Source organism: Actinokineospora iranica, assembly GCF_900101685.1.
Lineage (GTDB): Bacteria > Actinomycetota > Actinomycetes > Mycobacteriales > Pseudonocardiaceae > Actinokineospora > Actinokineospora iranica.
Genome location: NZ_FMZZ01000001.1, coordinates 1,065,965 through 1,092,734, shown reverse-complemented (window position 1 = coordinate 1,092,734; position 26,770 = coordinate 1,065,965). Strand labels below are relative to the sequence as shown.

At 71.1% G+C, this 26,770-nt stretch carries 30 protein-coding genes; 22 read left to right on the top strand and 8 right to left on the bottom strand.

What is annotated here, in order from left to right; all coding sequences use genetic code 11:
• The first annotated feature begins 98 nt into the window (after nt 1–98).
• Entirely contained in the window at nt 99–668 is a 570-nt protein-coding gene (locus BLS56_RS05070) for an HIT family protein (protein WP_091448538.1), read from the top strand.
• Between the two features lies 1 nt (nt 669).
• On the opposite strand, the gene BLS56_RS05065 is transcribed toward BLS56_RS05070, so the two are convergent.
• Nucleotides 670–1,233 carry a YceI family protein gene (locus BLS56_RS05065; protein WP_091448536.1) on the bottom strand — a complete coding sequence of 188 codons (564 nt, stop codon included), beginning with the start codon at nt 1,231–1,233 and terminating at the stop codon, nt 670–672.
• A gap of 99 nt (nt 1,234–1,332) precedes the next feature.
• On the opposite strand from BLS56_RS05065, the gene BLS56_RS05060 reads away from it, so the two are divergent.
• The 5 genes from BLS56_RS05060 to BLS56_RS05040 all read left to right on the top strand — a co-directional run bounded on the left by BLS56_RS05060 (nt 1,333) and on the right by BLS56_RS05040 (nt 6,050).
• Nucleotides 1,333–1,827, top strand: a complete 495-nt coding sequence (locus tag BLS56_RS05060) for a MarR family winged helix-turn-helix transcriptional regulator (RefSeq protein WP_091448534.1) — start codon at nt 1,333–1,335, stop codon at nt 1,825–1,827.
• A gap of 563 nt (nt 1,828–2,390) precedes the next feature.
• Entirely contained in the window at nt 2,391–3,002 is a 612-nt protein-coding gene (gene pgsA, locus BLS56_RS05055) for a phosphatidylinositol phosphate synthase (RefSeq protein WP_091448533.1), read from the top strand.
• Nucleotides 2,999–3,949 (top strand): phosphatidylinositol mannoside acyltransferase, encoded by a 951-nt coding sequence (locus BLS56_RS05050; protein ID WP_228771357.1) that lies wholly within the window; start codon nt 2,999–3,001, stop codon nt 3,947–3,949. Before pgsA ends, BLS56_RS05050 begins: the two co-directional genes overlap by 4 nt.
• Entirely contained in the window at nt 3,946–5,076 is a 1,131-nt protein-coding gene (locus tag BLS56_RS05045) for a glycosyltransferase family 4 protein (RefSeq protein WP_091448531.1), read from the top strand. The genes BLS56_RS05050 and BLS56_RS05045 overlap by 4 nt, the downstream gene beginning before the upstream one ends.
• Nucleotides 5,073–6,050: an NUDIX hydrolase gene (locus tag BLS56_RS05040; protein WP_228771356.1), complete on the top strand. Its 978-nt coding sequence runs from the start codon at nt 5,073–5,075 to the stop codon at nt 6,048–6,050. Before BLS56_RS05045 ends, BLS56_RS05040 begins: the two co-directional genes overlap by 4 nt.
• Here the strand turns inward: BLS56_RS05040 and BLS56_RS31270 are convergent.
• From BLS56_RS31270 to BLS56_RS05025, 3 genes are all read right to left on the bottom strand, one after another.
• The gene (locus BLS56_RS31270; RefSeq protein WP_175482661.1) at nt 5,987–6,667 is read right to left on the bottom strand and encodes a hypothetical protein; all 681 of its coding nucleotides are present in this window, start codon (nt 6,665–6,667) and stop codon (nt 5,987–5,989) included. The genes BLS56_RS05040 and BLS56_RS31270 overlap by 64 nt on opposite strands.
• The gene (locus BLS56_RS05030) at nt 6,664–6,921 is read right to left on the bottom strand and encodes a hypothetical protein (RefSeq protein WP_228771355.1); all 258 of its coding nucleotides are present in this window, start codon (nt 6,919–6,921) and stop codon (nt 6,664–6,666) included. The genes BLS56_RS31270 and BLS56_RS05030 overlap by 4 nt, the downstream gene beginning before the upstream one ends.
• Before the next feature lie 72 nt (nt 6,922–6,993).
• Nucleotides 6,994–9,114: an elongation factor G-like protein EF-G2 gene (locus BLS56_RS05025; RefSeq protein ID WP_091448527.1), complete on the bottom strand. Its 2,121-nt coding sequence runs from the start codon at nt 9,112–9,114 to the stop codon at nt 6,994–6,996.
• A gap of 228 nt (nt 9,115–9,342) precedes the next feature.
• Here BLS56_RS05025 and pdxS point away from each other — a divergent pair, with 228 nt between their 5' ends.
• On the top strand, nt 9,343–10,254 hold the full coding sequence (gene pdxS / locus BLS56_RS05020; RefSeq protein WP_175482660.1) for a pyridoxal 5'-phosphate synthase lyase subunit PdxS: 912 nt from the start codon (nt 9,343–9,345) through the stop codon (nt 10,252–10,254).
• A 183-nt stretch (nt 10,255–10,437) separates the two neighbouring features.
• Here pdxS and BLS56_RS05015 read toward each other — a convergent pair whose 3' ends face one another.
• Nucleotides 10,438–10,995: a helix-turn-helix domain-containing protein gene (locus BLS56_RS05015; RefSeq protein ID WP_091448525.1), complete on the bottom strand. Its 558-nt coding sequence runs from the start codon at nt 10,993–10,995 to the stop codon at nt 10,438–10,440.
• Between the two features lie 72 nt (nt 10,996–11,067).
• Here BLS56_RS05015 and BLS56_RS05010 point away from each other — a divergent pair, with 72 nt between their 5' ends.
• The 8 genes from BLS56_RS05010 to BLS56_RS04975 all read left to right on the top strand — a co-directional run bounded on the left by BLS56_RS05010 (nt 11,068) and on the right by BLS56_RS04975 (nt 18,167).
• Complete coding sequence (locus tag BLS56_RS05010; RefSeq protein ID WP_091448524.1) at nt 11,068–11,772, top strand: AzlC family ABC transporter permease; 705 nt, start codon at nt 11,068–11,070, stop codon at nt 11,770–11,772.
• On the top strand, nt 11,769–12,077 hold the full coding sequence (locus BLS56_RS05005; RefSeq protein WP_091448522.1) for an AzlD domain-containing protein: 309 nt from the start codon (nt 11,769–11,771) through the stop codon (nt 12,075–12,077). The genes BLS56_RS05010 and BLS56_RS05005 overlap by 4 nt, the downstream gene beginning before the upstream one ends.
• Before the next feature lie 64 nt (nt 12,078–12,141).
• On the top strand, nt 12,142–12,762 hold the full coding sequence (gene pdxT, locus BLS56_RS05000; RefSeq protein ID WP_091448520.1) for a pyridoxal 5'-phosphate synthase glutaminase subunit PdxT: 621 nt from the start codon (nt 12,142–12,144) through the stop codon (nt 12,760–12,762).
• Between the two features lie 30 nt (nt 12,763–12,792).
• The gene (locus BLS56_RS04995) at nt 12,793–13,542 is read left to right on the top strand and encodes a YebC/PmpR family DNA-binding transcriptional regulator (protein WP_091448518.1); all 750 of its coding nucleotides are present in this window, start codon (nt 12,793–12,795) and stop codon (nt 13,540–13,542) included.
• Between the two features lie 66 nt (nt 13,543–13,608).
• Entirely contained in the window at nt 13,609–14,121 is a 513-nt protein-coding gene (locus tag BLS56_RS04990) for a DUF4262 domain-containing protein (RefSeq protein ID WP_091448517.1), read from the top strand.
• 67 nt (nt 14,122–14,188) lie between these two features.
• Nucleotides 14,189–16,225 (top strand): multicopper oxidase family protein, encoded by a 2,037-nt coding sequence (locus tag BLS56_RS04985; RefSeq protein WP_091448515.1) that lies wholly within the window; start codon nt 14,189–14,191, stop codon nt 16,223–16,225.
• 113 nt (nt 16,226–16,338) lie between these two features.
• Complete coding sequence (locus BLS56_RS04980; RefSeq protein ID WP_091448514.1) at nt 16,339–16,875, top strand: hypothetical protein; 537 nt, start codon at nt 16,339–16,341, stop codon at nt 16,873–16,875.
• An 83-nt stretch (nt 16,876–16,958) separates the two neighbouring features.
• Nucleotides 16,959–18,167 (top strand): cytochrome P450, encoded by a 1,209-nt coding sequence (locus BLS56_RS04975; protein ID WP_228771354.1) that lies wholly within the window; start codon nt 16,959–16,961, stop codon nt 18,165–18,167.
• On the opposite strand, the gene BLS56_RS04970 is transcribed toward BLS56_RS04975, so the two are convergent.
• Both BLS56_RS04970 and BLS56_RS31265 read right to left on the bottom strand, forming a co-directional pair.
• Nucleotides 18,157–18,684 carry a cupin domain-containing protein gene (locus BLS56_RS04970; RefSeq protein ID WP_228771353.1) on the bottom strand — a complete coding sequence of 176 codons (528 nt, stop codon included), beginning with the start codon at nt 18,682–18,684 and terminating at the stop codon, nt 18,157–18,159. The genes BLS56_RS04975 and BLS56_RS04970 overlap by 11 nt on opposite strands.
• A gap of 341 nt (nt 18,685–19,025) precedes the next feature.
• Nucleotides 19,026–19,403 carry a hypothetical protein gene (locus tag BLS56_RS31265; RefSeq protein WP_175482659.1) on the bottom strand — a complete coding sequence of 126 codons (378 nt, stop codon included), beginning with the start codon at nt 19,401–19,403 and terminating at the stop codon, nt 19,026–19,028.
• A 43-nt stretch (nt 19,404–19,446) separates the two neighbouring features.
• Between BLS56_RS31265 and BLS56_RS04960 the strand changes: the two genes are divergently transcribed.
• Nucleotides 19,447–19,659 carry a hypothetical protein gene (locus BLS56_RS04960; protein WP_091448508.1) on the top strand — a complete coding sequence of 71 codons (213 nt, stop codon included), beginning with the start codon at nt 19,447–19,449 and terminating at the stop codon, nt 19,657–19,659.
• A 28-nt stretch (nt 19,660–19,687) separates the two neighbouring features.
• Here BLS56_RS04960 and BLS56_RS04955 read toward each other — a convergent pair whose 3' ends face one another.
• Entirely contained in the window at nt 19,688–20,116 is a 429-nt protein-coding gene (locus tag BLS56_RS04955; protein WP_091448814.1) for a cupin domain-containing protein, read from the bottom strand.
• A 79-nt stretch (nt 20,117–20,195) separates the two neighbouring features.
• On the opposite strand from BLS56_RS04955, the gene BLS56_RS04950 reads away from it, so the two are divergent.
• The 6 genes from BLS56_RS04950 (at nt 20,196) to secD (ending at nt 26,722) form a co-directional block, all read left to right on the top strand.
• On the top strand, nt 20,196–21,953 hold the full coding sequence (locus BLS56_RS04950) for a metallophosphoesterase family protein (protein WP_228771352.1): 1,758 nt from the start codon (nt 20,196–20,198) through the stop codon (nt 21,951–21,953).
• Between the two features lie 42 nt (nt 21,954–21,995).
• Complete coding sequence (ruvC, locus tag BLS56_RS04945) at nt 21,996–22,574, top strand: crossover junction endodeoxyribonuclease RuvC (RefSeq protein ID WP_091448506.1); 579 nt, start codon at nt 21,996–21,998, stop codon at nt 22,572–22,574.
• Nucleotides 22,571–23,167 carry a Holliday junction branch migration protein RuvA gene (gene ruvA / locus BLS56_RS04940; protein ID WP_091448504.1) on the top strand — a complete coding sequence of 199 codons (597 nt, stop codon included), beginning with the start codon at nt 22,571–22,573 and terminating at the stop codon, nt 23,165–23,167. Before ruvC ends, ruvA begins: the two co-directional genes overlap by 4 nt.
• A gap of 11 nt (nt 23,168–23,178) precedes the next feature.
• Nucleotides 23,179–24,222, top strand: a complete 1,044-nt coding sequence (gene ruvB, locus BLS56_RS04935; protein ID WP_091448501.1) for a Holliday junction branch migration DNA helicase RuvB — start codon at nt 23,179–23,181, stop codon at nt 24,220–24,222.
• 125 nt (nt 24,223–24,347) lie between these two features.
• On the top strand, nt 24,348–24,743 hold the full coding sequence (gene yajC / locus BLS56_RS04930) for a preprotein translocase subunit YajC (protein ID WP_091448499.1): 396 nt from the start codon (nt 24,348–24,350) through the stop codon (nt 24,741–24,743).
• Nucleotides 24,744–24,940: 197 nt separating this feature from the next.
• Nucleotides 24,941–26,722 (top strand): protein translocase subunit SecD, encoded by a 1,782-nt coding sequence (secD, locus tag BLS56_RS04925; RefSeq protein WP_091448497.1) that lies wholly within the window; start codon nt 24,941–24,943, stop codon nt 26,720–26,722.
• The last annotated feature ends 48 nt before the right edge of the window (nt 26,723–26,770 follow it).

Sequence of the window (26,770 nt, the reverse complement as noted above, 5' to 3'; positions counted from 1 at the left end):
CCAGGCGGCCGGTCAGGGCGGTGATCAGCGGTGCGCGAGACGCGGGCCGGTGACCATGGGCGGTCCGGGGCGGGGAGGGGGCCACTAGGATCGGGGCCATGGCCGCCTTCGTGCGCTCCGAGGAGCCCGAACTCGTCGCCCAGGACGGGGTGGGGATTCCTGATGCCCTACAGCGGTTGTGGACACCGCACCGGATGGCCTACATCCGCGGCGAGGGCAAACCCGAGGGCGACGACCGGGCCGGGTGCCCGTTCTGCGGCCTGGTCGAACTCGACGACGCCGACGCGCTGATCATCGCTCGGGGGCGGCTGGTGTACGCGGTGCTCAACCTGTACCCGTACAACCCCGGCCATCTCATGGTCGTGCCCTACCGGCACGTCGCCGACTACACGGACCTGACCGACGACGAGACCGTCGAGTTGGCCGTGTTCACCCAGCGCGCCATGCGGATCGCCCGGCGGGTGGCGGCGCCGCACGGGTTCAACATCGGCATGAACCAGGGCGTCGTCGCGGGCGCGGGCATCGCCGCCCACCTGCACCAGCACCTGGTGCCCCGGTGGGGCGGCGACGCCAACTTCATGCCGGTGGTCGGCCACACCAAGGTCCTGCCCCAATTGCTGGGCGAGACCCGCGCGCTGCTGGCCGACGCCTGGTCCTCGGCCGACTAGGTCACGCCTCCGGCTGGCGCAGCACCGCCTCCAGTTCGATGTGCACGGAGATCTTGTCGCCGACCACGGCGATGCCGTTCTGCACGCCCTCGAAGTTGACGCCGAAGTCCTTGCGGTTGAGTTCGGCTGAGCCGGAGAACCCGACGCGGGTGCCGCCGTAGGGGTCCGGGCCGAAGCCGTTCAGCTCGAACCGCAGCGGGACGACCTTGGCGACGCCCTTGAGGGTCAGTTCGCCGTCGAGCACGTAGCCGTCGCCGGACTCGCGCACACCGGTGGCGCGGTAAGTCATCACCGGGTGGGTGGCGACGTCGAAGAAGTCTGCGGACTTGAGGTGCCCGTCGCGCTGCTCGTTGAAGGTGTTGACCGTGCTGAGGTCGATGGCCACCTCGACGCTCGCGGCGGCCGGGTCCTCGGTCGTGACGATGTGCCCGCTGACCCCGTCGAACCGTCCCTTCACCTTGCTCACCACCATGTGGCGGACGGTGAAGCCCACGTCCGAGTGCACCGGGTCGATGTCCCACGTGCCCGCGACGAAGCCGGGAATCTGAGTCAGTGCGGCGGTCATGTCGTCTCCTCGGTTAGTTGAACGCTTGGTTGTTGAGTGCTCAACCAGGACGCTACACGCGCTCTGTTGAGAGTTCAACCAGAGGGGTAGACTGGGGACATGGCTGAGCCCCGGTGGTTGTCCGACGCGGAGCAGGACGCGTGGCGCACGTTCGTCACGATGCTGGGCGCCCTGGTCGACCACCTGGACAGGCAGCTTCAGCGCGACTCGAAGATGCCCTACACCTACTACGAGATCCTGGTGGTCCTCTCGCACGCCCCGAACCGGGAACTGCGCATGAGCGAACTGGCGGGCCTGCGCAACTCCTCCCGCAGCAGGCTCTCGCACGCCGTCGCCCGCCTTGAGGAAGCAGGCTGGGTCGAACGCCGCGAATGCCCGACGGACAAGCGCGGCTCCCTGGCCGTCCTCACCGACGCGGGCTTCGCCGCCCTGGCCGCCGCCGCCCCCGGCCACGTCGCGGCCGTGCGCGAGGTCCTGTTCGACCGCCTCACGCCCGACCAGGTCAAGTCCCTCGGCGAGATCAGCGCCATAGTCCTCGAAGGCTTGGACCCGGACAAGAAGAACCTCCCCGGCTCTCCCGAACCCGGCCGCTGACGCACACCCGCCCAGCCCCGAGGCGCAGCCCCGTCCCACCCGTCAATGGTGCCGCGCGCCCCAGTTGTCCACAGCCGACGCCCTTTTCCGTCCCCCGAACGTGTCGCCCAATGGCCACTTATCCACAGATTTCGAACCCCCCTTCCTTTCCCGCGCAGAGCCGATAGACTGGAGCGGGGCGGCCCCCCGGGATGGGTGGGGTATGCCACGCGCGCGCGAGTGAAAGGCCGAGCGCGGGACTGGCGCGGAGGGGCTCGCCACGCGCCTGCCTCATTGGACGCGGCCAGATGATCGCGCCGCAGACTCGACCGGACCTGAATCGGGTGCGCTGATCAGCGGAAACGTCACGACCGCGCCGCGCCTGCCCGACTTGGCTCTCAGTGTGGCCGGTAGTCGAGCCAGCGGACCGCCGTGACGTGTCGCTCGGCCCGGCCTGAGCGGTCCCCCTCACGACAACCCGAGCGCCCGGTGGGCATCGGGGGTGGTGCGCGAGGATCGGGCACGCGGGCGGTTAGGCTGCGCTCGCCAGGTCGTCCCGCCGGTTAGGTGCCTTTCACAGCCTCATGCTGAACATCTTCGCTCGTGCCTCGGTCTCGCGCGTCACCGATCCGGTGGGGGCGCGGTTGGTTCGCATCGGTCTCACCCCCAACGCCACGACGGTGGTGGGGACGGCGGGGGCGGTGGCAGGCGCGCTGTGGCTGTTCCCCGCCGGGCATCTGTTGGCCGGGACGCTCGTGGTGTGGGGGTTCGCCATGTTCGACCTGCTCGACGGGGCCATGGCGCGCGCCCAGGGCGGGGGGACGCGCTACGGGGCGGTGCTCGACGCCAGTTGTGACCGGATCGCGGACGGGGCGCTGTTCTGCGGGGTCACCTGGTACCTGTTCGAGGTCGCGCACGACCGGGTCACGGCTGTCGCGGCGTTGGTGTGCCTGGTGTCCGCGCAGGTGATCTCCTACATCAAGGCGCGCGCCGAGGCGTCCGGGCTCAGCGCGAACGGCGGGCTGGTCGAGCGGGCGGAACGGCTCATCATCACCCTGGTCGGTGCCGGGCTGAGCGGGCTGGGCGTGCCGTACGCGCTGGAGACGGGGCTGTGGGTCCTCGCGGTCGGGTCGGTGGCGACGGTGGCGCAGCGGCTGGTCGCGGTCCGGCGCTCGGCGATGGAGGAGACAGCATGAACTGGGGCGACATGAACTGGGGCGACCGACTGCAGGCCACTGGCTACGGCCTGGGCTGGCGCCTGGTCCGGACGCTGCCCGACGGGGCGGCGCGCGCGCTGTTCCAGGCTGGGGCGGACCTCGCCGCCCGCCGCGCGGGGCCGGGCAGCCAGCGGCTGCGGGCGAACCTTGCCCGGGTCGTGCCGCAGGCCGGGGTCGCCGAACTCGACGACCTGGTGCGGCAGGCGCTGCGGTCCTACGCGCGTTACTGGCTGGAGGCGTTCCGGCTGCCCAGCATGGACCACCAGGCCATCCACGCCGCCATCGACGCGACGATGACCGGCAAGGAGTACATCGATGCGGCGCTCGCCGAGGGCAACGGCGTCGTGCTGGCGCTGCCGCACTCGGGCAACTGGGACGCCGCGGGCGTGTGGCTCGTCGGCGAGCACGGCCGGTTCACCACCGTCGCCGAGCGCCTGAAACCCGAGTCGCTCTACGAGCGGTTCGTCGCCTACCGCGAGTCCCTCGGGTTCGAGATCCTGCCCGCCAGCGGCGGCGACCGCCTCCCTGGCGTCGTGCTGGCCGAGCGGCTGCGGGAGAACAAGATCGTGTGCCTGGTCGCCGACCGGGACCTGACCCCGACCGGCACCCCGGTGACGTTCTTCGGCGCGCAGACCAGGATGCCCCCGGGCCCGGCCTACCTGGCCGCGCGCACCGGGGCCGCGCTGCTCCCGGCAGGCCTGTGGTTCACCGACGACGGCTGGGGCCTGCGCATCCACCCGCCGTTGCAGGTCAACGGCATCCGCGGGGTCCCGGCCGCCACCCAGGCGCTGGCCGACACGCTCGCCGCCGACATCGCCGCGCACCCCGCCGACTGGCACATGCTGCAAGACCTGTGGATCTCCGACCTGTCGCCCGCGGGGCAGGAGGCGCTTGCCGCCGGGAAGGTAGCGCGGGAGCGGCGGTGAGGATCGGGGTCGTCTGCCCGTACTCCTTCGAGGTCCCCGGAGGGGTGCAGGTCCACGTCATGGACCTGGCGCGGGCGCTGCGGGCGCTGGGCCACGAGGTCGACGTGCTCGCCCCCGCCGACGAGGACACCCCGCTGCCGGATTTCGTCCGGCCCGCGGGCCGCGCGGTCGGCATCCCGTACAACGGGTCGGTGGCGCGGCTGTCGTTCGGCCCGGTGTCGTTCACCCGGGTGCGCCGCTGGATTCGTGACCACGACTTCGACGTGCTGCATCTGCACGAGCCGACCGCGCCGAGCCTGTCCATGCTCGCGCTGATGCTCGCCGACGGCCCGATCGTGGCCACCTTCCACACCTCGACGCCGCGCTCGCGCACGCTCAGCGCGTTCCAGATGGTGCTGCAGCCGTTCCTGGAGAAGGTCACCGCCCGGATCGCGGTGTCCGCGCTGGCCCGGCGGGTGCAGGTCGAGCACTTGGGCGGCGACGCGGTGGAGATCCCCAACGGCGTCGACGTGGCCTTCTTCCGGGACGCGGGGCCGCTGCCGGGCTATCCGCGCGTGGGCGGCACCGTGGGGTTCGTCGGCCGCTACGACGAGCCGCGCAAGGGCATGTCGATCCTGCTCGCCGCCCTGCGCCTGCTGCTGGACGACCTGCCCGACCTGCGGCTGCTGGTCGTCGGCCGCGGCGACGAGGACGATCTGCGCCGGGCGGCCGGTCCGGCGCTGGCGGCCCGGATCGATCTGCTCGGCCAGGCCGACGACGCCACCAAGGCCCGCGCGCTGAGCAGCGTCGACGTCTACTGCGCGCCGAACACCGGCGGCGAGAGCTTCGGGATCATCCTGACCGAGGCCATGTCCGCGGGCACGGCGGTGGTCGCCAGCGACCTCGACGCGTTCCGCCGCGTCCTCGACGACGGCCGGGCGGGCGTGCTCACCCCGGTCGGCGACGCGCCCGCCCTGGCGGAGGGCCTGCGCGCGGTGCTCACCGACCCGTCGCGGCGGGCGACCCTGGTGGCCGAGGCGGAGCGCCGGGTCGCCGCGTTCGACTGGTCGGTGGTGGCCAACCAGGTGCTGCGCGTCTACGAGCAGGCCATCGCCGCCGACCCGCGCCGCGTGGGCGAGGTGCCGTGACCGGCTGGGAGATCACCACGCTGATCGTGGTGCTGGCGGTCGTGGTCATGATCGGAAGCTGGCTGGTGGGCACCGCCAACCGCCTGGACCGGCTGCACGTGCGCACCGACGCGGCCTGGGCCGCCCTCGACGCCGCGCTGGCCCGCCGAGCGGTCGTCGCCCGCGCGGTGTCCGGCGTGATCGACCCCCATACGGGCGACCGCCTGCGGGTGGTCGCCGACCGCGCCGAACGCGCCCCGCGAGCCGACCGGGAGTCGGCCGAGAACGCCCTGACCCGCGAACTCGCCTCGGTCAACCGCCAGGACCTGCCCCTGTCCCTGGTCGCCGAACTCGCCGACGCCGAACACCGCATGGTCATCGCCCGCCGCGTCCACGGCGACGCGGTGCGCGACACCCTCGTCCAGCGCCGCCGCAGGCCGGTCCGCTGGCTCAAGCTGTCCGGCACCGCCCCCCAGCCCACCTATTTCGAGATCGCCGAACCCGACCTGGCCGAGGACGTGCCCCGCCCCCGCCCCTCGGCCCGCGTGCTCCTACTCGACCCAGACGACCGCGTGCTGCTCTTCCACGGCCACGACCCCGGCCGCCCCCGGGACGCCTTCTGGTTCACCCCCGGCGGCGGCGTCGAACCGGGGGAGGACCTGCGCACCGCCGCCGCCCGCGAACTCCACGAGGAAACCGGCATCGAGGTCTCCGCCGACACCCTCACCGGCCCGGTCTGGCGCCGCCGGGTCGTGTTCAGCTTCGAGGGCCGCACCTACGACGCGGAGGAATGGTTCTTCGTCGCCCACCTCCCCGACGGCTCATCGGTGAACACCTCCGGCTTCACCGAACTGGAGGCGCGCACCATCGCCGACCACCGCTGGTGGAGCCCCACCGACCTGCACGACACCGACGAAACCGTCTACCCGGTTCAACTGGCCGACCTCCTTCCCGACGTGTCCTCGTGGGACGGAACGGTGCGCGTGGTCCGCTGAGCCCGGCCCATGATCGACGGGGGAAATGGCGTCGTGCCCACCTCGACCCTGAGGTCCGAATGTAAGAAGGACACGTCCGCCGCTGCTTCTTCAAGCATGGCCGCTGTTGTCGTCAGCAGGCTTGGCCGTGAATCTGGACGTACTTGGCCAACGGTGCTGAGGAAAGCGATCAGCGATGCCTCCAATGGGCTCAGTGTTTCCCGGTCTGCCTTGGCTGTCTTGCCCTCGGTATCGAGCAGTTGCCAAACACGCTGGTGTGACATCTGAACCACGTCGGCGATCTCGCGGTAGGTCAACCCGGCCGCGCGCAGGCTTTCGACCACGGCTTGGCGAGACAGGTCCCGCTGGTAGGCCGCGCGTTCCGCCAACCGTTCCCACTGCCGAAGGTTCTCGATGACCTGGGTGAGGTCGTGATCCCCCTGCCGGTAGTGCCACTCGATCCAGAAGGCGTCCGTTTCGCTGTCGACCAGAGTCGCGATCAAGTCTCGGACCGCGTCCGGCAAGTCTCGAAAGTGCTCGACCTCGGTCGCGCCGCCGGGGAGCCCTTCCACGACCGCGACCCAGAGGTTGTCCTCGCGGGAGACGACAACGGAATAGACGGGGAGCGCGTCGGTCACTTCTCCTCCATCCAGCGTTCGCCGAACTCCTGCGCGAAGGCGTTCTCGATGCTCCGGAGAACTGTCCAGGACAGTGCACGTGCGTGATCCGGCATTGCGAACCTCCCGATCTCCAGTCCGTCCTGGTCGAGTAGCCGATACAACCTGTGGGATTCCTTGCCTCGTCCGGGCTCCGCCACCACCGTGCGCTGGTTCTGGCGAGCGACCTTTCGCACGAGGGCAAGCAGCGCCTTGGGACGCAGTCGTTTGTTCACCACAAGGCTATGTCTAGCAAGCTAGACGCGCAAGCGTCAAACCGACTAGACAACCCCATCGGGTGACCGCGCCTAGGCGTACTGGGCGGCCAGGGACTCCGGCAGCGGGTCGTAGCGGCAGAACTGGCGGGTGAAGGCGCCCGAGCCCGAGGTCAGCGAGCGCAGGTCGATCGCGTACCGCAGCAGCGCGGCCGAGGGCACCTCCGCGTGCACCACCGAGCGCCCCGAGTCGCCTGCCTCCGTGCCCAGGACCCGGCCGCGGCGGGCGGACAGGTCGCCGAGGATGGTGCCGAGGTGTTCGTCGCGGACGCGGACGTGGACCTCGTCCACGGGCTCCAGCAGGGTGATCCGGCCTTTCTCGGCCGCGTCCTTGAGGGCAAGGGCACCCGCGGTCTGGAAGGCGGTGTCGGAGGAGTCGACGCTGTGGGCCTTGCCGTCTACCAGGGTGACGCGGACGTCGACCACCGGGTGGCCGCCGTGCAGGCCGCGCTGGAGTTGGGCGCGGACGCCCTTCTCGACGCTGCCGATGAACTGGTGGGGGACCGCGCCGCCGACCACGCGGTCGACGAACTCGAAGCCCGCGCCGGTGGGCAGGGGCTCGACCTCGATGTCGCAGACCGCGTACTGCCCGTGGCCGCCGGACTGCTTGACGTGCCTGCCGTGGCCGCGGGCCGGGGCGGCGAACGTCTCGCGCAGGGGCACCTTCACCGGTTCGGTCTCGACCTCGGCCCCGCCCGTGCGCAGGCGGTCGAGGACGACGTCGGCGTGCGCCTCGCCCATGCACCACAGGACCAGTTGGTGGGTCTCGGCGTTGCGGTCCATGCGCAGGGTGGGGTCCCCTGCGACGAGCCGGGACAGGTTGCGGGCCAGGGTGTCCTCGTCGCTGCGGGACTTGGCGGTCACGGCGACCGGCAGCAGCGGCTCCGGCATCGCCCATGGGGCCATCAGCAGCGGGTCATCGGGAGCGGAGACGGTGTCGCCGGTCTCGGCGGACCCGACTTTGGTCAGCGCGCACAGGTCGCCCGCGACGCAGTACGGCACCTCGCGCAGGCTGGCGCCGAGCGGCGAGTAGATGTGCGCGACGCGCTCGTCGGCGTCGTGGTCCTCGTGGCCCCGGTCGGACAGCCCGTGCCCGGACACGTGCACGGGCCGCTCCGGACGCAGGGTGCCGGAGAACACCCGCACGAGGGACACCCGGCCGACGTAGGAGTCGACCGCGGTGCGCACGACCTCGGCGGCGAGCGGGCCGCCCGGGTCGGCGGTGAGCGCGGCGTGCGGCTTGCCGTTCGGGGCGGTGACCTCGGGCAGCGGGTGCTCAAGCGGCGACGGGAACGCCCTGGCCAGCGCCTCGACCAGCTCGGCAAGGCCCAGCCCGGTCTGCGCGCACACGGGGAACACCGGGTGGAACGAGCCCCGCGCGACCGCGGTCTCCAGGTCGGCGACGATCGTGTCGGTGTCGATCGGCTCGCCCGCGAGGTAGCGGTCCATCAGGGTCTCGTCCTCGCTCTCGGCGATGATCCCCTCGATGAGCTGGTCACGGGCGTCCGACACCCGCGCCAGGTCCGCGGCGCCCGGCTCGGTCACCGTCGGCGGGTGGCCCGCGGAGTGGTCGAACAGGCGCTGGGTGATCAGCCCGAGCAGCCCGGTCCCGTCCGTCGTCGGCAGGTAGAGCGGCAGCACGTTCGCCCCGAACGCCTCCTGGCACGCGGCCAGCTCCGCGGCGAAGTCGGCGCGCGCGTGGTCGAGCCGGGCGATGACCAGGGCGCGCGGCATCCCCACCGCGGCGCACTCCGCCCACAGGGTCGTCGTGGTCGCGTCGACCCCCTCGGCGGCGCAGACCACGAACAACGCGGCGTCGGCGGCCCGCAGCCCGGCGCGCAACTCGCCGACGAAATCCGCGTACCCGGGGGTGTCGATCAGATTGATCTTCACGCCGTCGTGCACCAGCGGCGCCACCGACAGCCCGACCGACCGCTGCTGCCGAATGGCGGCCGGGTCGTGGTCGCACACGGTCGTCCCCTCGGTCACCGACCCCGCGCGCCCCAGCACCCCCGTCGCGGCGAGCAGCGCCTCGGCGAGCGTCGTCTTCCCGGACCCGGACGGTCCGACCAGCGCGATGTTGCGGACCTTGGCCGGGTCGTCCGCGGCGACCCCGGACTCGGCATGGCCGTTCTCGGAGCTCTTGGACCCCATGTCGCCCACCTCCCACTCGGTTCGGGGAGCCGCCGGGCCACCCCATCGGCAGTCCTGTGGTCGATCTCACACCGTTCGCGGTCGGTCGACAACCCCAGCGGCCCCATCGGGGCCAAGTGGCCTGGCGAGATCGGCCGTAATTGGCCACTGAGAGCGGGCCACCTGCGCCGTAAGCTGTGGTCAGCGGCTTGCCGCCGCGCAATCCCGACACCCTGGAAAGGTCGCATCGTGTCCGACGCACAGCCCACTGCCCCCACTCCGGAGACCGGCACCACGCGCGTCAAGCGCGGAATGGCCGAGATGCTCAAGGGCGGCGTGATCATGGACGTGGTCGACGCCGAGCAGGCCAAGATCGCCGAGGACGCGGGCGCGGTCGCCGTCATGGCCCTCGAACGCGTCCCGGCCGACATCCGCGCCCAGGGCGGCGTGGCCAGGATGAGCGACCCGGATCTGATCGACGGCATCATCGCGGCGGTGTCGATCCCGGTCATGGCCAAGGCCCGCATCGGCCACTTCGTCGAGGCCCAGGTCCTCCAGTCCCTCGGCGTCGACTACATCGACGAGTCCGAGGTCCTGACCCCCGCCGACTACGCCAACCACATCGACAAGTGGCAGTTCACGGTGCCGTTCGTCTGCGGAGCCACCAACCTCGGCGAGGCCCTGCGCCGCATCACCGAAGGCGCGGCCATGATCCGCTCCAAGGGCGAGGCGGGCACCGGCGACGTGTCGAACGCCACCACCCACATGCGCAAGATCCGCGCCGAGATCCGCAGGCTCACCACCCTCCCCGAAGACGAGCTGTACGTTGCGGCAAAGGAACTCCAGGCTCCCTACGACTTGGTCCGCGAGGTCGCCCGCGCCGGAAAGCTCCCAGTGGTCCTCTTCACCGCGGGCGGCATAGCCACCCCCGCCGACGCCGCCATGATGATGCAGCTGGGCGCGGAAGGCGTCTTCGTGGGCTCCGGAATCTTCAAATCCGGCAACCCCGCCCAACGCGCCGAAGCAATCGTCAAAGCCACCACCTTCCACGACGACCCGGACGTCATCGCGAAGGTCTCCCGAGGCCTGGGAGAAGCAATGGTCGGCATCAACGTGGAAGACGTCCCCGAACCCCACCGCCTTGCAGAACGCGGCTGGTGAACCCACCCACTTGCATACTGGCTAATTGAATCTGAAGGCCACTTCGAGACCCCTCGGGCACCCGAAGTGGCCTTCAGTTCAGGTTGAGTAGCCCCCGCCGACCGCACCCGCCCTTCAGGTGCGAGATGGGTGGAGCGGCGAATCCGCCTTCCTGTCAACGAGCAGACAGCAAGCAACCAGCGGTTACACGTGCTCGGACACCATGCAGGCGTGAGTCCCATCCGCCAACGCCTCGAACACGTGCGGCACATCCCCCGGATAAGCCACATAATCCCCAGGCCCGATCTCCACCGGAGACTCGGTCAGCCCCACCAGCGCCCGCCCCGCGCACAGCACCACATGCTCGACCACCCCCGGCATATGCGGATCAGACTCCCGCCTGCTCCCCGGCTTGGCGCTGATCAAGTAGATGTCCCGCCGAGCGTGCGGCGGACAAGACGCCAGCAGTGTTGCCACATAATCCGCCCGCTCGGAGAAGATCGCGGGCCCCTCTCCGGCTCGGATCACCTGCACCCGGGGCCGGACAGGCTCCACCAACCGGCTGAGCGGCACATCCAGGGCCACGCTCAACGCCCACAGTGTCTCGACGCTCGGGTTCCCGCTGGCCGACTCCAACTGCGACAGCGTCGACTTGGCGATGCCCGCCCGTTTCGCGAGTTCGCTCAGTGACAGCCCCACCTGGTCCCGCTCCCGCCGCAGCGCCCGCGCGATGACGTCGAGGGGCGCTCCCCGATGCTCCATAGCTCTCCGTTCGACAAACAAGGCTGCCCGTTCGTCTTGACGAACAGGGGGCGCTGTTCTACACATGGTGCCATGCGTTCGATATGGCGAACCCTCGATGTCGAACTCTGGCGCGGCGTCCTCGCTATCGCCCTCGCGGCCGCTGTCAACGGCGCCTCTTTCGGCGCTATCGCCGTGGCCGCCGGACTTCCACTCTGGGTGCCGGTGGCGATGTCCGTCCTGATCTTCGCGGGTGGCTCGCAGTACCTCGCCGTAGGAGTCGTCGCCGCGGGTGGCAGTCCGATAGCCGCTGTGGTCGGCGGCTTGGTGCTCAACGCCCGCCACCTCCCTTTCGGCCTGGCGGTAGGCGACGTCGTGGGCCGGAGCTGGCCCGCCCGCCTGCTCGGCAGCCACCTGCTCATCGATGAGTCCGTCGCCTTCGCCATGGCGCAGAAGAGCCCAGAACGCGCGCGAGCCGCCTACTGGGCATGTGGCGCGAGCCTGTTCGTCGCCTGGAACACCGGGGTGTTCGCGGGCGCGCTCGCGGGCCGGTTGGTCGCCGACCCGGACGCCCTCGGGCTTGACGCGGTCTTCCCCGCGGTCATGCTCGCGCTGGTCCTGCCCGTCCTCCGGGAAGCGGACAAGCTCCGCCCGGCCATGCTCGGCGCGGCGATCGCCCTGGCGACGACCCCGTTCCTGCCCCCGGGCGTGCCGGTCCTGCTCGCCCTCGGCGGCCTGCTCACCGTCAAGAACGCCCGAGTCAAGAACGCCCGAGTCAAGAAGAAAGAGGCAATGTGACCATCGTGCCGATCCTGGTGCTCGCCCTGGGCACCTTCGCCTTCCGCTTCGGCGGCACGCTCATGCGCGACCGGGTCACCATGCCCGACCGGGTCAAGGAGTTGCTCTCGACCGGGGCTGTCGTGCTGCTCGTCGCCCTGGTCGCCACCAGCGCGCTCGCCAAGGGACAGGGCTTCGCGGGCTGGGCGCTGCCGGCCGGGGTCGCCGTCGGCGGCGTCCTCGCCTGGCGCAAGGCGCCGTTCGTCGTCGTGGTGGTGGCCGCCGCGGCGACGACGGCGCTGCTGCGGCTCGCCGGGGTGGCCTGATCCGGCCCGCTCCTGGCGCCGACTAGGCTGGCGGACCGGGCTGTGGAGAAAGGACAACCTCAAGGTGTCGGCTGAGCGACCGCTGATCGGGGTGCTGGCGTTGCAGGGCGACGTGCGCGAGCACACCGCCGCCCTGGAAGCGGGCGGCGCCCGGGTGCTGCCGGTGCGCAGGCAGTCGGAGCTGGCCGACGTCGTCGGGCTGGTCATCCCCGGTGGCGAGTCGACCACCATCTCGCGGCTGCTGGAGACCTTCGAGCTGCTGGAGCCGCTGCGTGCCCGGCTGGCGGCCGGGATGCCCGCCTACGGGTCGTGCGCCGGGATGATCCTGCTCGCCGAGAAGGTCCTCGACGGCCGCCCCGACCAGCACCAGCTCGGCGGCCTCGACATGATCGTGCGGCGCAACGCCTTCGGCAGGCAGGTCGACTCGTTCGAGGAGGACCTGGACTTCGCCGACATCGAGGGCGGGCCGGTGCACGCGGTGTTCATCCGCGCGCCGTGGGTCGAGTCCACCTCCCCGACGGTGCGTGTGCTGGCCACGGTGCCGGAGACGCCGACGGCTGGCGCCGCCGCCGGTAGGATCGTCGCCGTTCGGCAGGGGTCCGTGCTGGCCACCGCGTTCCACCCGGAACTGACCGGTGACCTGCGGGTGCACCGCCTGTTCGTGGACATCGTCCGCGGCGCGTGAATCGGATTTGGCAAGGATGACGGAGGAGAGATGAGCGGCCACTCCAAGTGGGCGACAACCAAGCACAAGAAGGCCGCCCTCGACGCCAAGCGTGGCAAGCTCTTCGCGAAGCTGATCAAGAACATCGAGGTCGCCGCCCGCACCGGCGGCGGTGACCCCGAGGGCAACCCCACGCTGTTCGACGCCATCCAGAAGGCGAAGAAGAACTCGGTCCCGCAGGACAACATCGAGCGCGCCCGCAAGCGCGGCGGCGGCGAGGAGGCGGGCGGAGCCGACTGGCAGACGATCATGTACGAGGGCTACGGCCCCAACGGGGTCGCCGTGCTCGTCGAATGCCTCACCGACAACCGCAACCGCGCCGCGGGCGAGGTGCGCACCGCGATGACCCGCAACGGCGGCAACATGGCCGACCCCGGCTCGGTGGCGTACATGTTCAACCGCAAGGGCGTCGTGATCCTGCCCAAGGCGGGCCTGTCCGAGGACGACGTGCTCATGGCCGTGCTCGACGCGGGCGCGGAAGAGGTCAACGACCTCGGCGAGAGCTACGAGATCGTCAGCGAGGCCACCGACCTGGTCGCGGTCCGCACCGCGCTGCAGGAGGCGGGCTACGACTACGAGTCCGCCGACGCGAGCTTCCTGCCCTCGGTGACCGTGCAGCTCGACGCCGACGGCGCTCGCAAGATCTTCAAGCTGATCGACGCGCTGGAGGACTCCGACGACGTGCAGAACGTCTACGCGAACTTCGACGTGTCCGACGATGTGATGGCCGAGGTCGGCTGACCTCGCACCGGGCCCGGGCAGCCGCGCCCGGGCCCGTTCCGGTCCCCACCGACGAGGAGCCCGCCCGTGTCCCTGGACGACATCACCGCCGAGGACGCCCGCTTACGCGAGTGGCTGCTGCGCACGGTCGACGAGGACGGCCACGCCGTCATCGAGGTCCCCGGGGACGAGTTCGGCGCCCCCTACGCCTTCTCCGCGGGCGCGTGGCGCCGCTTCGGGGCGCCGGAGGCGGTCGTCATCGGCCTTCCGGTGGACATGGCCCGCCCGCTGATCGACCTCTACGTCCGCCGCGCCGCGTCCGGCGAGCGGTTCTTCCCCGGGCTGCCCTACCTGGACTTCTTCGAGGGCACCCCGGTGGTGGTGGAACGCGTCCACCGCGACTACTACCCCGAGTTCCTCGGCAGCGCGTTCCTGCTCTACCCGTCCGGGGAGTTTCCCGCGCTCCAGTTGATCGTGGCCACCCCGGAGGGGCGCTTCCCCTGGGGGCCGCACGCCCCGGCGGGATTCGCGGAGTGGCAGCCGGTCCTCACCGGCAGCGGCCTGCCCGAAAGCTGGCGTCCCGGCATCGACGGCCCCTGACTCCCGGCCTCACCATTCCGGGTGACGGCAGCCCGCACAAGGTCCACTTGCGACTTAACATCCCAGGATGGACCTGCCCGCCAGGTATGAACTGCTGAACCAGACCGCGCTGCTGCTCGCAGGCTCGCAGTTCGTGTTATGGGCGGTCATCGGGTTCCTCGCCGGGCGGCTGCGCGCCCAGCCCGCGGCCGCCCGCAGGGGAACCGCCCGCGACCTCTTGGTGCTTCTCGGGTTCGGCGGGCTTGTCCTGCTCGCGCATGTGATCGTGGTGGCGGCGGTGTGGTCGATCGAGTGGGAACTCGCCGGCGACCATGTGCTGGTCGCCCTTCCGCTGCTGCTGGCGCCCATGGTCGGCGTGGCGGTGCTCACCGTCCCGTTGGCCGTCGGTCTCGCGCGGGACCGCGACGTCGGGCCGATCGGGCCGTGGCCCGTGGTCGCCGTCCAGGCCACGGCGGTCGGCGCCATGCTCGGCTGGTACGCCGGGACCCTGGTCCGGCCGATCGCCCCGTACGCCGACGAGTTGGCCCTCTACGGGGCGCTCTTGGCCATCGCGACCGCGGTGCTGTGGCTGCGGCAGCGGGTCCTGCCCGACGGGATGGTCCCCGCGCGGCCGCTGTGGTCGGGCCTGCTGCGTACCGTGGGCGCGCTGGTCGCCGTCGCCCTGCTCGGAGTCGCCCTGCACGCCTACGGCTCGTGGTCGACCCGGCTGCCGGACCGGATCAGCATGAGCGGCCACGACCCGGCCCAGCACGGCGGGCACCGGATCGCCGAGGTCAGCCAGCTCACCGGCGCGGTCGACGGCGTGCCGGACCGTGTGTTCACCCTGACCGCGCAAGACACCAAGATCCGCCTGTCGTCCGGGGCCATCGTGGCGGCCGGGTTGACGTTCAACGGTCAGGCTCCCGGCCCGGAACTGCGGGTCCGGCAGGGCGAACTGGTGCAGGTGACCCTGGTCAACCGGACGACGAAGGACGGCGTCACCCTGCACTGGCACGGCTTGAACGTGCCGAACGCGCAAGACGGAGCCGCCGGGCTCACCCAGGACGCGGTGCCGCCCGGCGGCAGCTACGTCTACCGCTTCCGTCCCGCGCAGATCGGGACGTTCTGGTACCACTCGCATCAGACGAGCGCGCGGGAAGTGACGCTGGGCCTGTTCGGCGCGCTGGTGGTGCTGCCCCCGGACGGCGAGCAGGCCGAGTTCGACCGCGTGGTGCTCAAGCACATCTGGCCCGTCAAGTTCCAGGGGAGATCCGCCCTGGGTGTCGCGGACGGCACTGTCGAGCGCGCGGTCGTGGCTCCGGGCACGCGCGTGCGGCTGCGACTGGTGAACACCAACAGCAACGTCGATCCGACGACCGACGACCGGCCCGCCACCTTCACCGTGAACGGCACGCCGTTTCGGATCGTGGCGATCGACGGTGCCGACCTCGTCGGCCCGACCGACCTCGTCGACGCCCGCCTGGGCATCGCCGCGGGCGGGCGGTACGACATCGAGTTCGCGATGCCGGACCGGCCGGTGCGGCTGACCGAGGAGGCGAACCCCGTCGCGGGCTTCGCCCTGCTGCCCCACCCCGACGCGCCGGTCCCTGGGCCCCGGTTCGACGGGCCCGCGTTCGACCCGCTTTCCTACGGCGTGCCCGCGCCGGTTCCGTTCGACCGGTCCAGCCACTTCGATGTCGACTACAAGATGGTGCTGGACGACCGGTTGGGGTTCTACGACGGCACGCTGCAACTGGTCTCGTTGATCAACGGGCAGAGCTACCCGGACGTGCCGTCGCCGACCGTGCGGCAGGGCGATCTGGTGCGCCTGCGGGTTGTCAACCGCGGCCGAGAGGACCACCCCATCCACCTGCACGGGCACCGCGCCCTGGTGCTGTCCCGCAACGGCCAGCCGAGCCAGGGGTCGCCGTGGTGGACCGACACCATTGAGGTGCGGCCCGGCGAGGCGTTCGACCTCGCTTTCCGCGCCGACAACCCCGGCATCTGGATGGCGCACTGCCACAACCTGGAGCACGCGAAGCTGGGCATGATGGGCCACTTCGTCTACGAGGGCGTGACCTCGCCGCACATCAGCGGCCGGGAAACCGGAAACTACCCGGAGTGAGGAAGGAATTGGCCGAGTCGGGAGCAGTATCGGGTTGAATCAGTATTGCCGCAATTTCAACAACACCCGATCGAGTTGTGGACGATCGTGGTGAGTGCGCTGATAATCAGGAGATGAGGCGTAACCCGAACACGGCCAGGATCGCCGTCGCCCTATCCGCTGTCACCCTGTCGACCGTGGCGCTCACGGTCGCCGCGTTTCCGATTCCGGCGAGCGCGTCGACCACGCTGGTGAATTGCCAGGGAACCGACACGGTCACCTACACCCCCGCGATCACCGACACGCCGCGCAGACTGCGCGTGTCGATGCGGGGGGACTATCGGTGCCAGTCGCGGGCCGGGGACATCACCGGCGTCCGTCTGGCCATCGACGGCGGCGGGGTGTTCGACTGCGACGGCGGCCGTTTCCGCGGCACCATCGTCGCGGACTGGGACAACGGCCAGCAGAGCACGATGTCCGGTGGCAGCGCGGTCAACCTGCGCGGCGACCACGGGACCGTGGTGTCCGGCCAGGGCCGTGTGGACGACGGCCTGTTCGCGGGCAGCCGGATCGAGCGGGTGGTGGTGGTCGGGTACCAGGGCCCGGGATGCGCCAAGGCGGGCGCGTCCACGGCCAGCGCCGTCGCGACCCTGCGCGTCACCAGTGGCTGACCCCCCGGGGAAACAGAACAATCCGGGCATCGGTAAACACCGGAAACGATGACCGGAAACCATGACGAAAAAAAGGTGCTCCAGTGACCACTTCCTGCCCAGTCTGGTTCTATCAGGTCGAGGATCTGCCCGGCCTGGAATTCGACGCGTTCCTGGCCCGGATGCTGCGCGAAGAACCGGTGGCCCGCATCCGAATGCCGCACGGCCAAGGGGAGGCCTGGCTGGTCACCCGCTACGAGGACGTCAAGTTCGTCACCTCCGACCCTCGGTTCAGCCGCGCCGCCCTCCCCGGGCGGCCGATTCCGAAGATGACCGCGCACAACATCCCGCTGGACCGGGCGGTCAGCTTCGCCGACCCGCCGGAGCACGCCCGGGTCCGCACCGTGGTCGCCAGCGCCTTCTCCCAGCCCGCCGTCGACCGCCTGCGCCCGACCGCGGAGCGCGTCGTCGGGGAGCTGGTGGACGCGATGGTCGCCGAGGGATCACCGGGCAGGCTGGTCGAGCAGGTGACCTCGCCGTTCCCGGTGACGATGATCGGCACCATGATGGGCGTCCCCGAGGCGGACTGGCCGCAGATGATCGAGTGGGCGGGCACGCTGCTGTCCGTCGCGCCCGACAAGGCGGCGGCAGAGCGCACCAGCCGCGTCAAAGAAGAGGTGGGGGCGTACTTCCGCGACATGGCCGCGCGGCGGCTCGCCGAGCCGAGGGACGACCTGATGAGCGTGCTCGCCGCCGCCGTCGACGCGGGCAGGCTCAGCGAGGAGGAACTGCTCGCGCTGGCCGTCCTGCTGCAGTTCAACGGCTGGCACGCGGTCCGCAACAACAGCTCCATGATGATGTACACCCTGCTGACCCACCCCCCGCTGTGGGAGCGGCTGGTGGCCGACCCCGACCTGGCGCCCCGCGCGGTCGAGGAACTGCTGCGGTACATCCCGCACAAGAGCGGCCTCGGCCAGCCCCGGATCACCACCGAGGACGTCGAGGTCGGCGGCGTGCTGATCCGCAAGGACGAGGTCGTCTACGTCTCCTACCTCACCGCGAACCGGGACGAGGATGTCTTCGGAGATCCCGATCGGATCGATTTCGACCGCCAGCACATTCCGCACCTGGCCTTCGGCCACGGCCCGCACTACTGCATGGCGCCGATGCTCGCCAAGATGGAGTCCGACGTGCTGCTGCGCACGCTGGCTGAACGACTGCCCCGGCTGCGGCTCGCGGTCCCCTTCGACCAGGTGCCCTGGCCGAAGGGGATGCTCATCCGCGGACCGGTAGAGCTGCCGGTCACCTGGTAGGGGCAGGCGCCCGCAGCGGCGTGAGCTGCTCGATGCCGTACCGGTCGCGCAGCCGCACGATCGCTTCCCGGTCCACGTCGCCCCCCGCGCCGAGGATTTCCAGCAACTCGTCGAAGTAGCGCTCGTGCGCGTCCGGCGGCGACGACTGGAAGAACATGCGGGCAGGCTTGTCGGTCGAGTTGGCGAAGGCGTGCGGGCAGCCGGGCGGCACGAACATCACGCTGCCCGGCCCCGCCCGGACCACCCGCTGCTTCGCCTTGCCGCGCCACTCCCGCCACTCGTCCGAAACGGGCTGCACCGGCTCGAACGCCAACACGTCCAACTCGCCTTCGAGCACATAGAACAATTCTTCCTCTTCGGCGTGGACGTGGGCGCCCACGTCGAATCCCGGCGGCACGACCACCTCGAAACTCGACGCGAACCGAGACTCCGCGCCAGTCACCTTGAACGTCACCTCTTGCGCCCCGGTGACCACCCGTCGCCCCTGGTTCGGGGGCACGATCAACCCATCCGCCACGACCGCTCCTCCTTGCTGTCGACCAACCTCCCGACCACATACCCAAGCCCGTCGAACCGCAACCGGAAGCCCTGTCACCCAACAGGTTGGCTGCGCCGAACGGCACACCGATCCCAGCGGCGGCAGGCGCGCGGCCGGGAGTGGAAACATTCCGCCATTCGCGAGAACGGCGGCGAACCCGTGAGCGCGGTTGGTTACGCTTCTCGCCAGGGGGGATAGATGAGCGACCAAGAAATGCGGCCACATGGCGGGCCCGGTCACGCGCAGAACGCGGCGACGGTTCAGGCGTCGAGCGCCAATGTCGCACTGGCGGGCACGATTGTGGGCGGGGTGCACTATCACTACGCGTCGTCACTCTGGAGCCGACGCGCGATGCGGGCGACGCTGGTCCTCAGCATGGTGGCCGCAGGACTCGTCGGCTTGCCCGCGCCTTCCGGCCCCGCGCCGAAACAACCCGCCGCCAAGGCGGCGGAATCGAGCACCACGTCGACCGCCCCGCCCGCCGCGCCGGAGGCCAGGCAGGCGACCTCCCCGGCCGTCGAGACCACTGTCACCACGATCACGACTACGGTCCCGCCTTCTCGACCCGCTCCCGCGACGACGGCAACCACCACCGCGGCGCCACCCGCGCTCGCCCAACCCGCGACCACCGCCGCCGCCGCGCCCGCGCCGCAGGCGGGCCCGGCTGTCGAGGTGTCGCGCGGTCCTGCCTCGGACAAGTGCGGCGGTGACAATTCGAACTGCTACCAGATACACATCAGAATGTGGGGGTTCGAGCCCGACGCGGAGTTCAAGGTTGTCCCGTACTCGTCAGAGTGGGATGACTTCAATCCCGGCGCCACGCTAACCATCGATGCCAACGGCACCGAGGACTTCAACCGGTTCCACTGCAAACCGGCTGGGCAGGATGTCTGGGTCGTGGTGACGATCGGGGACCAGACCTACACCTCGAACAGGTTCCGTTGGCCGGGCTGAGGCCACGGCCCTTCCTGGCCCGTCGATCTCACTTGCGGCAGAGCCGGGCGAGGTCTGGGTGGTCGCGTAGCAGGGAAGTGTCGGCGAACTCCACGCAAGAGTCCGTGTAAGGCGGCACCACGACGGTGCCCACCAAAGTCCACGACGGCGATTCCGAGGCCTGCCACACCCCGGCGGGCACGACCAGTTGCGGCCGCTGCCCCGCGGCCACGTCCGGGCCCAGCTCGTGGACCGCGAGCCCCGAAGGCCCGAGCAGGCGCACCGTCAGCGGGGCGCCCGCGTGGTAGGCGTACAGCTCCGGGCGGTCCAGCCGGTGCCACGCGGAGAACTCCGGCGCCTTGAGCAGGTAGTAGATCGCCGAGAACGTCGAGTCGCGCCAGGACTGCGACCACAGTCCGCCCTCCACCGGCAGCGGTGCCAGGCCGAGGGCCGCGACGAGAGCATCGGGATCGGTCATGAACCCGATCATGCCCGATCGGCCGCCGTCGGCAGGGGATCATGAAGCTACGATCTTCTCCCCGCCCGGAAGGACGCCCGTGTCCCAGCCCGAAACCGCCCGTCCCCGGCCCACGGCCATGACCGAGGTCGAGTTGGGCTTCGCGCCGCAGCCCGCGGTCCGGTGGCTCGCTCCGAAGGTGTTGGTCAGCACCGGAATCCAGTCGCTGATCGCCGCGATTTTCGGGTCCTACGCGGACAAGCGGGAGTTGCAGGGCGGCCTCGCGGCGGGTGTGCACCGCCACGACGCGACGGACGAGCTGTGGTTCGACTTCGTCGCCGACATCGGTGACGGGTTCGACGCGACCTACTCGATCGCCAGCCTGCTCGCCGCGGAGCGGATCGACGTCGCCGACCACGGGCCGCTGCCGCGCGGACGGCTGCTCGTCATGGGCGGCGATCAGGTCTACCCGTCCGCGTCGACCCGCGCCTACGAGGACCGCACCAAAGGCGTCTACCGCGCCGCGCTCCCGGCGACCGAGGGGCAGCCGCCGACGCTGTTCGCGCTGCCCGGAAACCACGACTGGTACGACGGCCTCACCTCGTTCCTGCGGGTGTTCGCCCAGCGCAGGCCGTTCGGCGGCTGGGCGACCGAGCAGACCCGCTCCTACTTCGCCGTGCGGCTGCCCCAGCGCTGGTGGCTGTTCGCGATCGACACCCAGTTCGACGACTACGTCGATGCCCCGCAGCTGGAGTACTTCCGGCAGGTCTCCGCCGAGCTCGAACCCGGGGACGCGGTGATCCTGTGCACGTCAACGCCCGCGTGGGCGGACGCCGGGGCGGGCGGCCACACCAAGCGCTACGACACGATCGAGTTCTTCGACCGCGAGATCGTGCGCTCGGCCGGGGCGTCCATCCGGGTCATGCTCTCCGGCGACAAGCACCACTACGCCCGCTACGCCGAGCGCGGCGGCACCCGGCAGCGGATCACCTGCGGCCTCGGCGGCGCCTACCTCGCCGCGACCCACGAGCTGCCAGAGGAACTGTGCCTGCCGCCCGTCGAGTCGCGCGTGCGGGCGCGGGCGGAGGCCACTTACTACCAACTGGAAAGCCGCTACCCCGACCGTGCCACCTCGAAGCGGTTCGCCTCCGGGATCATCAGCCTGCCCTGGCGCAACCCCGGGTTCTGGGGCCTGACCGGCGTCTTCCAGACCGTGATGACCCTCGCCGTGCTCTACGGGCTGGTGCAGACCTTCGGCGGGGCCAGCGGGTTCTTCGGGCTGGTCGCGAGCTGGACCCCGGCCGCCGTGGTCGGCATCGTGCTCGTCATCGGGGCCCTCGCGTTCGCCCGGCTGGGCAGTCCGCCCCGGGTCGGGCTGGCCCAGGTCTCGGGCGCGCTGCACGCGGTCGCGCATCTGGGGCTCAGCGTGGCCTGGGCGCTGGTGGTCGTCGCGCTCTACACCGACGTCCTGCCCGACGGGCCGGTCGCGGACTGGGCGACGCTGGTGATCGTCGCCGTGGGCACCCCGCTGGCGATCGGGTTCATCGACGCCGAGATAGTCGCGGTTTACCTGATGCTCGTCAGCCGCTTCGGCATCAACCTCAACGAGGTCATGGCCGGGCAGAGCATCGAGGACCACAAGGGGTTCCTGCGGATGCGCGTGGACGCCAGCGGCGACCTGACCATCTACCCGATCCGCGTCGACAAGGTCTGCCGCGACTGGCGCGCCGACCCCGCCGCCGCTCCGACCGCGCCCTGGCTGCGCCCGGACTGCGACCCGCTCACGCCCGAGCTGATCGAGCCGCCGATCGTCGTCCCCCGCGTGTCCGTCCCCGATCCGGCGGCGGCGACCCCCTAGGCTCTCGAACGAGTGTTCACGAGCGGACAGGGAGCGGTTACCGTGCGCGTGCTGGGCGTCGACCCGGGGCTGACCCGCCTGGGCATCGCGGTGGTCGACGGCGGCGTCGGCCGCGCGGTGCGCGCGGTGGCCGTCGACGTGATCCGCACGCCCGCCGAGGACGACCTGTCGGTGCGGCTGCTCAAGGTCTCCGACGCTGTCGAGGGCTGGTTCGACCAGCACCGGCCCGAGGTCGTGGCCATCGAGCGGGTGTTCAGCCAGCACAACGTGCGCACCGCCATGGGCACCGCGCAGGCAGCGGGCGTGGTCGCGCTCGCCGCCGCCCGCCGCGGCCTGCCGGTCATGTTCCACACCCCCAGCGAGGTCAAGGCCGCGGTCACCGGCTCCGGCCGCGCCGACAAGGCCCAGGTCACCATCATGGTCACCCGCCTGCTCGGGCTCAGCGCCGCGCCGAAGCCTGCCGACGCCGCCGACGCGCTCGCGCTCGCCATCTGCCATCTGTGGCGCGCGCCGATGCGCGACCGGATGGCCGAGGCGGAGGCGAGGGCGGCGGAACTGGCGAAGAAGCACCGTGCGAGGCTGGCCGCCGCGGCGCGGGAGAGCAGGACGGTGATCAAGTGATTTCCTCGGTACGGGGCAACGTGGCGGCGGTCGGGCTGGACCACGCGGTGGTCGAGGTCGGCGGGGTCGGCTTCGCGGTGCAGGCCACCCCGCACACGCTGGCCACGCTGCGCAGGGGCGAAGAGGCAGCGCTCGCCACCGCCCTGGTCGTGCGCGAGGACTCGCTGACCCTGTTCGGCTTCGCCGACACCGAGACCCGCGACCTGTTCTGGCTGCTGTTGACCGTGTCCGGCATCGGCCCCCGGCTCGCCCTGGCGACTCTCGCCGTGCTGGAACCCGCTCAGCTGCGCGCCGCACTCGCCGACGGCAGCGTCAACGTGCTGACCCAGGTCCCCGGCATCGGCCGCAAGGGCGCCGAGCGGCTGATCATCGAACTGCGCGACAAGGTCGGCGCCCTCGCCGCGGGCGCGGAGTCCCCGGTCGCCCCCGCCGCCGGGCAGGTGCGCGGGTCGGTCGTGGAGGCCCTCACCGGGCTCGGCTTCCCGGTCAAGCAGGCCGAGCAGGCCGTCGACGGCGTGCTCGCCGAGAACGGCGCGGCCGACACGCCCGCCGTGCTGCGCAAGGCCCTGGCCACGCTTGGCCGCAAGCGCTAGTGGACGCGGCCATGGAGCCTGACGAGTGGCAGCTTTCCCCAGTGGCCGAGCCGGGGGAGCGCGACGACGAGAGCACCCTGCGCCCGCGGCGGCTGGACGAGTTCGTCGGCCAGGCCCGGGTCCGCGAGCAGCTGCAACTGGTGCTCCAGGGCGCGACGCGGCGCGGGGCGCCGCCGGACCACGTGCTGCTCTCCGGCCCGCCGGGACTCGGCAAGACCAGCCTCGCGATGATCATCGCCGCCGAGCTGGGCAGGCCGATCCGGATCACCTCCGGCCCCGCCCTCGAACGCGCGGGCGACCTGGCCGCGATGCTGTCGAACCTCACCGACGGCGAGGTCATGTTCATCGACGAGATCCACCGCATCGCCCGGCCCGCCGAGGAGATGCTGTACCTGGCCATGGAGGACTTCCGGGTCGACGTCGTGGTCGGCAAGGGCCCGGGGGCCACCAGCATCCCGCTGGAGATCGCCCCGTTCACCCTGGTCGGCGCCACCACCCGGTCCGGCTCCCTCACCGGCCCGCTGCGCGACCGGTTCGGGTTCACCGCGCACATGGAGTTCTACACGCCGGAGGAACTGGAATTGGTGCTGCGCCGCTCCGCGCGCATCCTGGGCATCGACCTGCACGCGGAAGGCGGGGCGGAGATCGCGGGCCGCTCCCGGGGCACCCCGCGCATCGCCAACCGGCTGCTGCGCCGGGTCCGCGACTACGCCGAGGTCCGCGCGGACGGCACGGTCACCCGCGAGATCGCCCGCGCCGCGCTGGCTGTCTACGACGTGGACGAACTCGGCCTCGACCGGCTCGACCGGGCCGTGCTGTCCGCCCTCGTGCGCTCCTTCGGCGGGGGACCGGTCGGCGTCGCGACGCTGGCGGTGGCGGTCGGTGAGGAGCCGACCACCGTCGAAGAGGTGTGCGAGCCGTTCCTCGTCCGGGCCGGAATGCTCGCCAGGACCCCCCGCGGCCGGGTCGCCACCGCGCTCGCCTGGTCCCACCTGGGGCTGACCGCCCCGAACGACGTGCCGGGGTGGGCAGCGCCTACCCTGTTCGATGAGTGACCGCTTGCACACGGCGGCTCGATGGCGGGTCCATCCGGACCGCCGTGAACTGGCAGACTCGGGTGAGGCCACCCGAACAATCGGACTTTTCCCGCATCGGGGAACAGCTCCCGAACGGAGAGAAAATGGAACAGGCTCTGCTCCCCTTGCTTCTCGTCGCCGTGCTGGCGATCCCGCTGATCCTCGGCTCCCGTCGGCAGAAGCGGATGGTGGCGCAGCAGCAGGAGCTTCAGAACTCGCTCACCGTCGGTGACCGGGTGATGACCACCTCCGGGCTCTACGGCACCGTCTCGGACGTCTCCGACGAGGCCACGATCGGCATCGAGATCGCCCCCGGCTACGAGACCACCTGGCTTCGCCAGGCCATCCGCGAGAAGGTCGGCCCGGACGTCGACGACACCGAGGACGACGACGCCGCAGACGAGGCCGCCGACCACGAGTCGATCCCGGCCGAGTCCACCGGCTCCACCGCGAGCAAGGCCGAGGTCGCCTCGCCGCTGGAGCACGGCAAGCAGAACTGACGAACCCGGGCAGATACGCCGCGCTCCGACCAGGGAGCGCGGCGTGACCCGCGCTACGCGGGTCTCACCTGGCTAGAGGTACGCTGCGCCCTCACCCACATCTGGAAGTCGGGTGCGGGCGCGGCGCTTTGACCACACCTTCGCGGCGTGCGCGGCGACCCGGGCACATCCGCTCGAGCCGAGGAGACGGACCGACCGTGGCACCACCGGTTGGGCAGATCCGCCCAGGACGCTATCTGGCGTTCTTCGTAGCAGTCGTCGCTGTCCTGTACGCCTTGGTCTTCGCCACCGGCGACCATCAGGCGAAGCCCAAGCTGGGCATCGACCTACAGGGTGGGACCCGGGTCGCGCTCACCGCGCGCACCGAGAGCGGCGAGCCGCCGTCGAAGGAATCGCTGGAGCTGTCCCGCCAGATCATCGAGACCCGGGTCAACGGCACCGGCGTCTCCGGCGCGGAAGTCGTCCTCGACGGCGACAACATCGTCATCACCGTCCCCGGTGAGAACGGCGAGCGGGCGAAGGACCTCGGCCAGACCGCGCAGTTGCGCTTCCGCCCGGTGATCGGCTCGGTCGGCGCGCAGCTTCAGCCGGAGCAGACCGGCCAGGCCCCGGCGACCACGCCGCCCGCCGCGCCCTCGGCATCGGCCCCCGCGAGCGCGCCGCCGTCGAGCGCCCCGCCGCAGGGCCGCCCCGCCCCCGCCGCCGCGCAGGACCCGACCGCGCCGCCGACGCCACCGGCCCCGCCCGCGGGCGCGGACGAGTGCGCCAAGTACTCGGCGATGCTGGCCGACCCCAAGACCGAGGCCCCCGACCTGATCAGCATGGGCAAGGCGTGCCGCCAGGATGTCCGGCTCGCGCCGAGCAAGGGCCCCGACGGTGCCGAGGTGCCCGCCGACCAGGCGCTGCAGCAGGCCGCCCTGGCGACCCTGAACTGCGCGCCCGGCCAGAAGGACCCGCTGGTCGGCAACGACGACCCGAAGCTGCCGCTCGCCGCGTGCGACCAGGACGGCGTGGAGAAGTTCATCCTCGGCCCGTCGTTCCTTGAGGGCACCGAGATCAGCAACGCCAACGCGATGGCCGACCCGCGGGGCGTCGGCTTCGTGGTCAGCGTGAGCTTCAAGTCCGAGGGCTCGCGGATCTGGGCGGAGTACACCGCCTCGCACGTGCGGGAGCGCGCCGCGTTCGTCCTCGACACCGAGGTGGTCTCCGCGCCGACCATCGAGAGCGCCATCAGCGGCGGCGACACCCAGATCAGCGGCGGCCAGGGCGGCTTCAAGCAGAGCGAGGCGCAGAAGCTCGCGAACGTGCTCAAGTTCGGCTCGCTGCCGCTGTCGTTCGAGCCGTCCGAGGCCGAGACGGTCTCCGCGACGCTCGGCCTCGCCTCCCTGCAGGCAGGCCTCATCGCGGGCGGCATCGGCCTCGCGCTGGTGTTCATCTACTGCCTCATCTACTACCGGCTGCTCGGTGTGCTGACGATCCTGTCGCTGGTGCTCTCCGCCGTCGTCGTCTACGCGGTGCTGGTGCTGCTGGGCAGGTGGATGAACTTCACCCTCGACCTCGCGGGCGTCGCCGGGTTCATCGTGGCGATCGGCATCACAGCGGACTCGTTCGTGATCTTCTTCGAACGGCTCAAGGACGAGATCCGGGAGGGGCGCACGTTCCGCTCCGCGGTCCCGCGCGCCTGGGTCCGGTCGCGCCGCACGATCCTTTCCGCCGACGCGGTGAGCTTCCTTGCCTCCGCGGTGCTCTACGTGCTGGCGGTCGGCCAGGTGCGCGGCTTCGCGTTCACCCTCGGCATGTCGACGGTGCTCGACCTCATCGTGGTGTTCCTGGTGACCCACCCGCTGGTCGCGATCGCCTCGAAGTCGAAGTACCTGTCCAGCAACCCCAAGCTGTCGGGCCTGGGCACCGCGCAGCGGTCCCTGGTCGCCCAGCGCGCCCCGCGGTCCGCCGCGGCCGCCGCCGCGAAGGAAGTGTGACGTGTCCACTAACGAGACTCCGGGTAACGAGGCCAACGAGGCTGTGTC